9 protein-coding genes are annotated in these 12,661 nt (G+C 40.0%); 6 read left to right on the top strand and 3 right to left on the bottom strand.

Going from position 1 to position 12,661, the window contains the following annotated elements; genetic code table 11:
- Window positions 1-32 precede the first annotated feature (32 nt).
- Window positions 33-1,481 (bottom strand): rhamnulokinase, encoded by a 1,449-nt coding sequence (rhaB, locus tag ABWP91_RS03495; RefSeq protein WP_353242049.1) that lies wholly within the window; start codon window positions 1,479-1,481, stop codon window positions 33-35.
- A 181-nt stretch (window positions 1,482-1,662) separates the two neighbouring features.
- On the opposite strand from rhaB, the gene ABWP91_RS03500 reads away from it, so the two are divergent.
- Window positions 1,663-1,878: a YccJ family protein gene (locus ABWP91_RS03500; protein ID WP_219246177.1), complete on the top strand. Its 216-nt coding sequence runs from the start codon at window positions 1,663-1,665 to the stop codon at window positions 1,876-1,878.
- A gap of 82 nt (window positions 1,879-1,960) precedes the next feature.
- Here ABWP91_RS03500 and ABWP91_RS03505 read toward each other — a convergent pair whose 3' ends face one another.
- A complete protein-coding gene (locus ABWP91_RS03505; protein ID WP_353242050.1) occupies window positions 1,961-3,301 on the bottom strand; it encodes a 2-carboxy-D-arabinitol-1-phosphatase in 1,341 nt (446 codons plus the stop codon).
- A 272-nt stretch (window positions 3,302-3,573) separates the two neighbouring features.
- A complete protein-coding gene (locus ABWP91_RS03510; protein ID WP_353242051.1) occupies window positions 3,574-5,328 on the bottom strand; it encodes a sigma 54-interacting transcriptional regulator in 1,755 nt (584 codons plus the stop codon).
- A gap of 346 nt (window positions 5,329-5,674) precedes the next feature.
- On the opposite strand from ABWP91_RS03510, the gene dpaL reads away from it, so the two are divergent.
- The 5 genes from dpaL to ABWP91_RS03535 all read left to right on the top strand — a co-directional run bounded on the left by dpaL (window position 5,675) and on the right by ABWP91_RS03535 (window position 12,598).
- On the top strand, window positions 5,675-6,892 hold the full coding sequence (dpaL, locus tag ABWP91_RS03515) for a diaminopropionate ammonia-lyase (RefSeq protein WP_353242052.1): 1,218 nt from the start codon (window positions 5,675-5,677) through the stop codon (window positions 6,890-6,892).
- Window positions 6,893-6,906: 14 nt separating this feature from the next.
- Window positions 6,907-8,097 (top strand): YgeY family selenium metabolism-linked hydrolase, encoded by a 1,191-nt coding sequence (locus ABWP91_RS03520; protein ID WP_353242053.1) that lies wholly within the window; start codon window positions 6,907-6,909, stop codon window positions 8,095-8,097.
- Between the two features lie 52 nt (window positions 8,098-8,149).
- Window positions 8,150-9,748: an N-acyl-D-amino-acid deacylase family protein gene (locus ABWP91_RS03525; RefSeq protein ID WP_353242054.1), complete on the top strand. Its 1,599-nt coding sequence runs from the start codon at window positions 8,150-8,152 to the stop codon at window positions 9,746-9,748.
- A 69-nt stretch (window positions 9,749-9,817) separates the two neighbouring features.
- Complete coding sequence (gene hydA, locus ABWP91_RS03530) at window positions 9,818-11,224, top strand: dihydropyrimidinase (RefSeq protein ID WP_353242055.1); 1,407 nt, start codon at window positions 9,818-9,820, stop codon at window positions 11,222-11,224.
- A 27-nt stretch (window positions 11,225-11,251) separates the two neighbouring features.
- Window positions 11,252-12,598, top strand: coding sequence for a cytosine permease (locus ABWP91_RS03535; RefSeq protein ID WP_353242056.1), 1,347 nt, complete (start codon window positions 11,252-11,254; stop codon window positions 12,596-12,598).
- Window positions 12,599-12,661 lie beyond the last annotated feature (63 nt).

Consider the following 12,661-nt stretch of genomic DNA (forward strand, 5'->3'; position numbering starts at 1 on the left):
ATAACTTATCGATATACGGTTAATAACCTGAGTTAGCCCGTAATGGTTTTAAATCGTTTCCAAGGGTTATCCAGCGCGACACTTTGTGGTTGAAACCAACAAAGTTCAGTATTTTGCGCAATAATAGTGCGCAGAGCGGGGACATCTGGAATGGTGTTGAGGGCAATTAACTGACACCCAATGTTTCCTAAGGTGGAGGCTTCTATCGGGCCTGTGCTCACAGGAACCCCGCAAGTGTTGGCGCATAGTTGGTTAAGTAGGGCATTTTGGCTGCCACCGCCGACGATATGCAGCTGTTGTAATGGAGAATGATTAATCTGCTGCAATTCAAGAAATACTTGGCGATAAAGCAGCGCTAAACTGTCGAAAATACAGCGAGCTAGCTCAGCGACAGTATTTGGGATGGATTGTTGGTGTTCCTGACAAGCCTCTTTAATGGCTTGGCTCATCGACTCTGGGTTCAAAAACCGATTATCGTTCGGGTTGATCAGATATGTGAATGCTGGGATAGCTTCTACTGAGGCAATGAGGCTGCAAATATCTTGGACATCGTGCTCAAGGCAAATACGTTGGAATAACCATAATCCCATAATATTTTTTAGAACACGGTAGTGGCCATTAACACCTCCTTCGTTGGTAATGTTGGCAGCAAATGCGTTTTCACAAGTACAAGGGGATGTGCGTTCGAGGCCCATTAATGACCACGTTCCTGAACTTAAATAGGCACCATGGCTATCGGTTATCGGTGCTGCAATAACAGCGCTAGCAGTGTCATGGCTTGCCACAGCAATCACGGGGGTTTTTTGGCCTTTGGGCGTATGCCAATAGCCAATGGTATTACCTGGTTGCTTGATTTCACCTAATAAACGACGTGGCAACTTTAAATATTCGACTAATTCATCATCCCAATCGCCCGTTTGCAGGTTAATCATTTGGCTGGTGGAGGTATTGGTATATTCATGGTTTATTTCCCCAGTCAAACGGTATGACAAATAATCAGGGATCAACAATAAATGATGTGCTTGTTCCAGCCATTGAGGGTGTGATTGTTGCAAGGCCTTCAATTGATATAACGTATTGAAAGGAAGGAATTGGATCCCAGTTTTTTGGTAGATATTCTGCACACCGAGATCGGCTTGAACTTGTTCCATGACACCTTGGGTACGGTTATCACGGTAGGAAAAGTTACGACCGACGGTATTACCATCATGGTCAAGGAGGACATAATCAACCCCCCAAGTGTCGATGCCAATGCTGTCAATATTGATGCCAGACTGCTCTACACGGTGTAAGCCAATCAGTATCTGAGCTTCAAGATCATCCAGATCCCAATAACAGTGTTCACCTTCAGTGATCAAATGGTTTGTAAAACGATGAATTTCATCTAATGATAATTTTTTATTATGCACATCATAGCAAGCCAACATGACTCGACCGCTAGATGCGCCTAAATCAATAGCAACAACATGGCGAATATTCATGACTTTTTTATCTCTATTACTTAACTTATAGTCATATACTAGAGAGTGTGAACAGTGAGCGCGTTTAATGGAGCGCCACTAAAAGTGAAAAATGGCAATATATTTAAAGTCGTAGTGATCTTATTCACAGAGTTGAAATATCTGAGTATTTTTACCAGAATCATTTAATTAGGAGCGAATAATGAAAGATCCTCACCATATAGCTGAGTGGGCTAAAGTTAGAGAAACCTCAATTGAAATTGCTCAAGCTATTTTTGAATTAGCGAATAATGACGAAGTATTAGCCGAACAAATTTGGGAAGAAGGCTCTGATGAAGTTTTACCTCTGGCCTTTTCGAAGACTACCGCGGATAGGCTATATTGGGGAGAAGAAACTATCGAAAGGAAAAATATATAATTTGTTTTGCATTCTTCTTTATAGAGATAAAAACCTCGCGATGGCGAGGTTTTTATTGGCGATGATAAGGTGTTAATTTATCTTATTTACCATTAAAAGACTGAATATTTTTGACACTGAATTTTTCATTTTTATATTGCAGGGTAATTAGCTGTAAGTCTTTTTTAGGGGTAAATTGGTACTCTGGCTGAACTTTATTTAAAAACGCACTGAAAATAATAGGGTGAGTAACCACCATGATTTTTCCAGTATGGAATTCATTTTGGATACCTATATCTCTAAGTAAGCTTTCTAATCGGTAGGCTGCAATAGCCCCTGTTTCCCCATCGACAGGGGAAACAAAACTCAATACATTTTTCCCTGAATGTAATTTGGCAAACTGGCCTTTAGGGTCTTTTTCTAATGTACTGATTTTCTCCGCTTCCCAAAGACCAAGGAAAATTTCATCTAAATTACGGTTAATTTGGATTGGCGTGGTGCTGTTTTCAAATAAGTGGTTTGCTGTATATTTAGCTCTATTTAATGTGCTGCTATAAACTGCAAAATAGTCAGTAGGATTAATGTGTTGTTTCAATTGGTTAACCGCTGCAACACCTGACTTGCTGAGATCGGAGTCTGAGGTACCTTCCATTATATTGGCATCATTTAAAATAGTCATTGGGTTGATAACAATCGAGACTTCAAGAGGCGGAAGTTTCTCTTGTTTTGTATAACCTGATTTTAAATAATCCGTATTATTAAAGTCGATAAGAGTAAATTGCCCATCTTTATATTTTAATACCGAAACGGCAGTATTACTTAATCCTGATAATGGCTTATCTTGACGATATTTTTGCAAGTAAAATGCCATTGATGAGTGGCCAACGGCTAAAATATTACCACTTTCATTTTTATGACGGTTAGCAATATCCAATAATGCAGACTCGAAACGTTGAGAAAAGTCATACATGTTTTCAGTGTTTACGACAGATTTGAAGTTTTTATCTTTATAGTTACCAAAATAGTATTCAAATTCATTACCAGAATGGCCGTATTGGCTTGTTAATTCATCAATTCTACCGCCTTCAGCGTTACCCCAAGAAATATCTTTGAGGTTCTCAATCTCAATAATATCCATATTACGGCCAGTTAAAATATTACTGGCAGTTTCATGAGCTCGACCTAATGTACTGCTGTATCCAGCGATAAAATCGACATTTTCTAAACCTAAACCAAGGCTGCGTGCATCATAGCGCCCTTTGGTTGTGAGTTGAGCATTACCGCCTCCACCAATGGTCATTTCTTTAATGTTAGAATAAGTTTGCCCATGCCTAACAAGGTAAAAATAAAGGGCATCGCTATCTGATGTAGCTAAAGCACTGGTGGAGGTTATTGAAATAACTATATAAAATAACAAAAGAAACTTGGTTTTAATTCTTTTCATGTTTGCACCTATAATTTATTTATAATGCCATTCTTAGTGGCATAATTAACCTGTCTACCAATTGATTAAAAAGAAACTGGCGCCCCCAATCTAAGTAAAATGAATTAGGATTAATTGTATTTTTTAGCCAGGAATTTTTGAAAAATGGCGTAAAAACCAAAGTGGGTAAGAGAGGAATCACAAAACGACTATTCATTTTGTGATTATTTTTAGATAAGTGGCAAAGATTGGCTTAAAGTGGAAGAAAATAACATACGTACCCAAAATGAATATCAACTAGCGATATCGTATTTTTTTAATCGGCGATACAGTGTTGCAATACTTAAGCCTAGTATTTGTGCAGCTTCTTTCTTTCCGTTCATGGAGTAACCCGTTTTTTCAAGTACGCGTTGTATTGTTTCTTTTTCATAATGGTGTGCAGGTAGTGCGGCAGTTTTTGTAATGGAGTATATCGATTCTGCTGATGAATTTGTTTTTGTAATATATTCAGGTAAATGGCTATGGTTCATTTCAGGCAGATCACCTTGCATGACATAAATATACTCAATGACATTACGCAGTTCACGTATGTTACCTGGCCAATGATAGCCATATAAATAATTCATCACTGTATCAGGGATCTTTTGCTTTTCTCTATCATATTGCATTGCAAATTGGTCAGAAAAGTATTTCGCTAAATCAGTAATATCTTCACGATGCTCTCGTAATGCGGGGACTGGGATCGGCACAACATTTAATCGGTAATATAGGTCTTCTCGAAACGTTTTTTGTTCGACCATTTCTAATAAATTTTTGTTTGTAGCTGCAATAATGCGGACATCGGTAGGTATTTGGTTATTTGATCCAACTCGAGTGATAGTTTTATCTTGTAAAACGCGCAGTAGCTTAGCCTGTAATAACAAAGGCATATCACCAATTTCATCGAGGAATAGGCTTCCTCCATGAGCTAATTCAAACTTACCTATACGCCCTTTGGGATCCGCGCCAGTAAATGCGCCTCTGATATAGCCAAATAGCTCGCTTTCAAGGAGTTGCTCTGGTATTGCTGCACAGTTTATGGTGACAAAGGGCTGATTATGTCGAGTACTTTGTGCATGTAGAGCATAAGCGACAACCTCTTTTCCTGAGCCACTTTCCCCCGTGATCAGTACATTGGCATGACTGACAGCGACCTTCTTGATGGTTTGTTTTAGGTTCATCATGGTCGATGAATTACCGATTAGCTGCGAAGGGGCTTCGCTGATTTCAACGGATGATTGATTGACATGAGTAATATAATCACGGGCATCCTGAAAAATGATCATGGTTAACGTATCATTTTCCAGTGAAGTAAAAGTGACATTACGGCAGAGTACGTGATAGCGCTGGCCTTCTAATTCTAACCATGCTTCTTCATCGCCATATAAAATATCTCCTGTTAGTTCAAAGGACAGTGATAGGCCTATAATATCTTTATTAAAAAAGCGAGATGCAGAGCGGTTGGTATGCCAAATTTTTTGTTGGCTATCAATGGCTATCACGCCTCTATCCATAGCATCAATCAATCTCCGAAATGCATGTAAAGATTCTTGTGCTCTCAAGCGTTCAAGGCACTCAAATACTTTACTCGATATCATTTCGGCTATTTGTTCGATGAATGTGATGAATTTATTGAGTTGCTGAAGTAATACGGCTCGCTGTTGTTTAGTCGAGCAAATAATGCCAATGACACCAATGACTTTGCCATTTAAAAAAATGGGTGCGTTAAGGTCTAATTCTTCCGTACAGGTTTCTCTATTTTCACAGAGGTGACAGAGGTTATTTTCCCCAGGATCTTTAATTAATACGGTTTCTTGTACCCGTAAAACATGACGATAAATATAGCCGTTACGTGAAACATTTTGATTGAGCATGTGTTTGTAATAACCCGTTCCTGCTATACGTATCAGATATTCATCAATAATTTCGACATCAGTTCCGGTCACGCCAGAAATGGCTTCTGCGTAATGGCAAATTTCATTTTGGATAGTACTCAGAATGGATGTCATTTTTTCCCCTATTATCATAATTGATAAATAATAATAAATTTAATTGAAACAATAATTATCATTTTATTTATAAATCAATTCATTAAATTATTTATATATCGCCATCACACTATTTATCATATTTGATAATTTCTCAATGAGGTAAATCAATATATCGAATTTATTAAAAATAATTCTACATGCTTTATTTTAAATTTTGTTTTTTATCAATTGGCTACATTATTTTTTCATTATAATTATACGTAAATTCCGATCTTGGCATGTGTATTGCTACCTAAGCTGTAAACCTATTTTTTATTAAGACTTAATTGTCTTGTTTATTAATAATAAGTTCATGAGGTTTTCCATGCAGGAGCAATTAAAGTACTACATTAATCACAGCCGTTTTAAGCAAAAGCCTACGGCGAACCTTGCCTCTTTTTCGGAAGCTGAATTACATAAAGCGTGGCAATTTCACCGCTCAATACCTGAGTATGCGCCAACACCGCTCTATCATCTACCTGTGCTCGCTAGGTCATTAAATGTCGGGCAGATTTACTTAAAAGATGAGTCTCAACGCTTTGGCTTAAAAGCATTTAAGGCATTAGGTGGCGCTTATGCAATGGCCTGTCATATTGCCGAAGAGCTGGGGAGAGATATCTCTGAGCTTCCTTATAACGTAATGGTCAGCGATGAGGTTAGAGAACAATTAAATGGCATTACTTTCGCCACTACGACGGATGGCAATCATGGGCGAGGTGTGGCGTGGATGGCACGTCAACTTAAACAAAAATCAGTCGTTTATATGCCTAAAGGCTCTTCCCAGGAACGCTTAGATGCCATTTTGAATGAAGGTGCGAGCGCAGAAATTGTAGATATGAACTATGACGATGCAGTACGTATGACAGCCGAAATGGCAGAAAAATATGGCTGGGTGGTGGTGCAAGATACCGCTTGGGCGGGTTATGAAAAGATCCCGCAGTGGATTATGCAAGGTTACAGCACGTTAATGTTTGAAGCTTTGTCTCAGTTGCATGAAGTGAAACCGACCCACGTTTTTGTCCAAGCTGGTGTTGGCTCATTTGCAGGTATGGTGCAAGGCATGCTAACGGCGCTTTATGGTGAAGATAGACCAAAAGTGATTATTGCTGAAGCGCAAATTGCGGATTGCCTTTACCGTTCAGCAGTCGCTGAAAATGAAGAGGCTATTCCAGTTGGTGGTGATTTACAAACGGTGATGGCAGGGTTGGCATGTGGTGAAGCCAATATTACTGGTTGGCAATTATTACGAGACTACGCAGATGCCTTCTTTTCTTGTCCTGATTTCGTCGCAACACGAGGCATGCGGATATTAGGCAACCCTTTACCGAATGATCCAGCGATTATTTCTGGTGAATCAGGCGCCGTTACGACGGGGTTACTTTCTATTCTAATGCAATCTCCAGATCATGAAGATGTTCGTAAGGAGCTGGAGCTGAATGAGAAATCACGCATTTTAGTGATCAGTACAGAGGGCGATACGGATATTCAACGTTATCGGGATATTGTTTGGGACGGTGAGTTCCCAAGTTTTGGTCAATTTTAATCGGGGTGAAAAATATGTTTTCAGAAAATCGTTTTAACGAAGTCATCACAAATTGCCAGGCTTTAGTTCGTGAAAAAAGTTACTCCGGTGAAGAGGGCAATGTCGTCAACGTAATTAAATCCATGATGGAAGATTTCGAATTTGATGACATTCATATTGATAGATACGGCAATATTATTGGTGGGATTGTCGGGAAATACCCTGGAAAAACGCTGGTTTTTGATGGACATATTGATACGGTTCCAGTCGATGAAAGCCAATGGACGCAAAATCCATTTGGTGGAGAAATTAAAGACGAAAAAATTTATGGCCGTGGTACGACCGATATGAAGGGGGCGGTTGCTGCCATGATTTCTGCCGTAGGTTTTTTTGGTCAAGACCATTTACGTGAATTTGCAGGGAAAATTTACGTTTCTTGTATCGTACATGAGGAGTGCTTCGAAGGTGTTGCTGCACGGTTAGTTACTGAAAAGTATCACCCTGATTATGTGGTTATCGGTGAAGCTTCTGAGCTTAATTTAAAAATAGGCCAACGTGGGCGAGCGGAAGTCGTGATAGAAACATTTGGGAAACCTGCTCATTCTGCAAACCCACAAGCAGGTATTAATGCGGTCTATAAAATGGCTACATTGATTGAAAAAATTAGAGTGCTTCCTCCGACAGTTCACCCAGTTCTTGGGTTAGGAATACTTGAATTAACAGATATTAAATCGTCTCCATATCCTGGGGCATCAGTTGTCCCTGAATATTGCCGTGCAACATATGACCGCAGGTTATTAGTCGGTGAGAGCAAAGAGAGTGTGCTCCAACCTATCCAAAAAGCGTTAGATGAAATAGCACAGTCTGAACCTGAGTTTAAGGCGCGAGTATCTTATGCCTATGGAACAGAATCTTGTTATACCGGCAGCACGATTGAAGGAGAGCGTTTCTTCCCAGGCTGGGTTTTAGACGAGTCGGATAGTTTTGTTCAACATGCATTATCAGGCCTCAAAAAAGTCGGCCTCGACCCAACAATTACTCAATATTCATTCTGCACTAATGGTAGCCATTATGCGGGGGAAGCGAATATTCCAACGATTGGTTTTGGGCCTTCGAGAGAGAATTTGGCGCATACCATTGATGAATATATCGAGATAGAACAATTAACAGGCTCAGCCAAAGGCTACTACAGCATAATTTCTAGTATTTACAATAATAACAATTAGTTATCTTTTGGTGCCTCAGTGATAACTGGGGCATTAATAAAGGAAGCGAATAATGAAAACACTATTTAAAAATGCCACCATCATTGACGGTACAGGGGAATGTCAGTATCAAGCAGACTTGCTTGTCAATGAAGGTAAAATTATTCAAATCGGCGATATTAGCGCCAACACTCAGGACCAACTTATTGATGCTACTGGGAAAATTATTTGCCCCGGTTTTATTGATACTCACACGCACTCAGACCTATCAGTATTACTTAACCCAGCGGTTTCAGCAAAAATTCGTCAAGGGATCACGACTGAGCTATTGGGACAAGACGGCGTCGCATTGGCACCTTTGCCTGAACAGTATATTTCAGCATGGCGTAAAAATATTGCTGGTCTTGACGGTGACTCTGATGAGATAGACTGGCACTTCAAGAATACCGCAGGGTATCTCAACATGTTAGAGACGCGAGGAAGTGCTACGAACCTCGCTTACCTTGTTCCCCACGGTAATATTCGTATGGAAGCCATGGGATTGGATGGTAAGGCATCGACGCAGGAAGATGTCGCCAAAATGTGCCAGATTCTTGAGCGGGAGTTACAAGCGGGGGCTTATGGGCTATCAACAGGCCTTATCTATATGCCTTGTGCTTTTGGTGATACCGCTGAGATCACCGAACTTTGCAAAGTGACAGCCAAATATAATGGCATTTTTGTTGTTCATCAGCGTAGTGAAGCGGATGACATCATTCAGTCTACTCAAGAACTTATTGATATAGCCCATGCATCTGGAGTTTGGCTACATATTTCCCACATGAAGGTCTGTGGTAAGAAAAACTGGCCGCTGATCGATGAAATGCTATCGATGCTCGAAAAAGCTCAGCAAGAGGGGATTCGTATTTCTTTCGACCAATACCCTTATGTTGCTGGTAGCACCATGCTAGGGGTGATATTACCTCCATGGGTACATGCAGGTGGAACCGAAAAATTACTCGAACGTTTGCAATCCCCTGAATTACGCCAACGCATGATTAACGATATTGAAACAGGAATTCCTGGCTGGGATAACTTCATTGATTTTGCAGGGTTAGATCAAATATTCATCACCAGTGTTAAGCAACAGAAAAACCAAGATGCAGTGGGTTTAAATTTAGTTCAACTTGGAGAATTACGTGGTAAGGACCCTTATAACGCCACTTTCGATCTGTTATATGAGGAAGATAACGCAGTTGGAATGGTGGATTTTTATGGGACTGAAGAGCACGTGATTAAATTCCTGTGTCGGCCAGAGCAAAATGTTTGTACGGACGGCTTAATGGGGGCAGGTAAGCCCCATCCACGTGTTTTTGGGGCATTCCCTCGAGTACTCGGGAAGTATGTACGCGAAGAATCTTGTTTAACTTGGGAAGCTGCGATTCGCAAAATGACGGGCAAACCTGCAGAGGTTTTAGGGCTTACGGATAGAGGGTTACTTAAAGAGGGTTATCAAGCTGACATTGTGATGTTAGACCCACTGACAGTGACAGATAAAGGAACGTTTGTTGAACCAAATCAATACCCTATTGGTATTGAACTGGTGATGGTAAATGGGCGAATTGCACTACTTAACAATATTGAAAGTTATGCCTGTAGTGGGCACGTTTTACGTAAAGGAATGCTGGGTTGATTAATCAATAATAACAACAACACAGCCTACTTTCCGCTGTGTTGTGCATAAAAATCGTTGGAGATAGTTATGTTTGACACAATTATTAGAAATGGGTATTTGGTCCTTGAAGAGGGCACCGTTCGTGCCGATCTGGCAATTAAAAATGGCAAAATCGCGGCTTTACTTGACCCTGATGAATCTGTTGAATGCCAAAAAGAAATTGATGCGCAAGGTCGATTGGTTTTACCAGGTTTAATTGATGCTCACATGCATACACAGGCCCCATTCCAAGGTATTTCCCCTCAACTTACCTTTTACCAACAAAGCATTTGTGCGGCGTTTGGTGGGGTCACCACTTATATGGATTTTACCAATACTTGGAAAGGTTCCAGTGTTCTCCAAGCATTAGAAGATCGTATCGAAGAAATGGCTGAGTCTGCGATTGATTTTAGTGTTCATGGCAAGTTTGTTGAAGCCAATGAGCAGTTACTAGATGAAATTCCGCTTCTTGCAGAAAAAGGATGCCCAACATTTAAATTGTTTATGACTTACCGCAAAGAAGGGGTGATGGCAGATGATATGACGCTGATGCAAGTCTTTAAACGGGCTAAAGAAAATAATTGTATGCCGCTGATCCATGCGGAAAGTAATGCGATAGCAGAAACGGCGGTGGATGAGTGCATCAAAAATAACGCACTAACTTGGCGTGATTTTGCCAAGAGTAAACCCGTTATTTGTGAAATAGAAGCTTTTGGCCGAGTGACTAAACTCGCTGAATCAGTTGGTGTTCCTCTCCTTATTGTTCACACCACGAATGGCCCTTGTCTAGATATTGCAAAGCAAGCGCAAGAGCGCGGTCAAAGACTGTATATCGAAACCGGTCCTCATTATCTGACGCTTTTTGATGAACTCTATGATGACGTTGAAAGTGGGCATCTAGCGATTTGTTCGCCTCCACTGCGCACTCGTAAAGAGCGGGATGAACTTTGGGACGGTATTAAGAACGGTACGATCACCTTGATTGGTTCCGATGATTGTACTTTCACTCGTGAGGAAAAAGAAAAGGCTTTACAGCGTGATGCCAGTGGCAAAATTATTCCCGATTTTACTAAGGTGGTGAATGGGTTATCGGGTTTAGAGATTCGTTTTAATTTGATGGTAAACGAAGGTGTGGAAAGTGGAAAAATCACCATGAACCAAGTGGTTGCACTATGTAGCACTAACATTGCGAAAACTATGGGATGTTATCCACAAAAAGGGACACTATTACCTGGAGCGGATGCTGACATTGTTATTTTCGATCCGAATGAGGAATGGGTTATTTCAGCTAATAACTTACACAGTGGTGCTGGCTATAGCCTACATGAAGGATATAAAACGAAAGGAAAAGTAAAAACAACCCTTTTACGTGGCGAAATTATCATGGATAACAACACCTTTATGGGAAGTAAAGGGCAAGGGAAATTTATTAAACGTACTTTGAAATTAAACTAAAACGACAATAAAGATGAGGCTAGACTCATGAATAATGGACAAAATATTTCACAGGAATTGCTTGCTAAAGCCAATCAGGAATTGCTACCTACACAGGAAAAAGACAGAACGTTAAAGACGCGCGACTTACTGGTGCTATGTTCATCGATGGTGATCAACGTTGTGGGGTTGGTGATACCCGCTCAAGTACTTTTAAGAGGAGGATATTCACCGATTGAAGTGTTAGTTGCTTGTTTTTTCGGTTTTTTATTAGTCACCGTGTTAATTACTTTAACTGGTGATATCGGTACACGTTACGGTGTTCCATTCACCATTTTTATTCGCGATTGTTTAGGAAAACAAGGGGCGAAAATTGGGGCGATATGTCGGGCCATCGTCTGCTTAACATGGTGTGGTGTGATTTTATTTTTAGGGACACAGGCGATTAATGCGATTATTGAAATTGTTACAGGGGTTTCCATGTTTTGGGTGATATTTATCACTTATGCATCTTTACAGTTATTCAATGCAAGCCGTAACGTAGACAGTATGAGTAAGTTTGGCACATTGGCAGTCCCTATTTTGGCATGCGGATTGGTGTCATTGGTTGCTTGGTTATTACAAGAACACCAAATTTCTTTACCGGATATTGTGACGGCTTCTCCACTAGAAGGAACTGGATTCAGCTTTATTACTGTTATCGCTATATTTAGTGGGGGGTGGCTATCTGAAGCACTAAATGGCAGTGACTTAACCAGAAAGCTAAAATTACCTGAAAACAGTGCATCAAGTAGCTTCTTTGCCCGTAATAAACGCACTATCTTTTGTTTTGGGCTTGGGTTTGTTGGTACTGGCTTATTGCTCACTCTTGCAGGATTGATTAGTGCTTACCTGACGAAAAGCGATAACCCTATTGGAATGCTACAAATTGCTTTTGCTGATAACGCAACCATATTAATTATTAGCTGTATCATCATTGTATTTGCACAATGGACAGTCAATACTTGTGCAAATATTTTCCCCGCAACATTAATTATGCTTAGTTTCTTCCCTAAATTAACTTTTGCAAAAGCGACATGGCTAGTTGGGTTGATTAGTATTTTAATGATGCCATGGTTATTATTAAGCTACCTTGATTATGTACAAATGATTTTCTCTGCAATACTCGCTCCCATATTGGCGATTATGTTAGTACATTATTATCTTATCCGTAAATGTCATCTTAATTTAGAGAATCTGTACAGTGATGATATTCCAAACTGGCGGAAACCCGGTATTACGGCGCTAGTGATTGGGTTGGTCTCGGGTATGATAGGCTATAATTTTGCATTCTTTATTGCATTTCCGATTACAGCAATTATTTATTATCTACTCGCAAAGAAAGCCAATATTTAAAAATAGTAATAAAGTAAAGCTGATTTTTAATAATTCAAATATTAACCATTTAACTCAATGGGG

It is taken from the genome of Providencia sp. (assembly GCF_040396775.1).
Lineage (GTDB): Bacteria > Pseudomonadota > Gammaproteobacteria > Enterobacterales > Enterobacteriaceae > Providencia.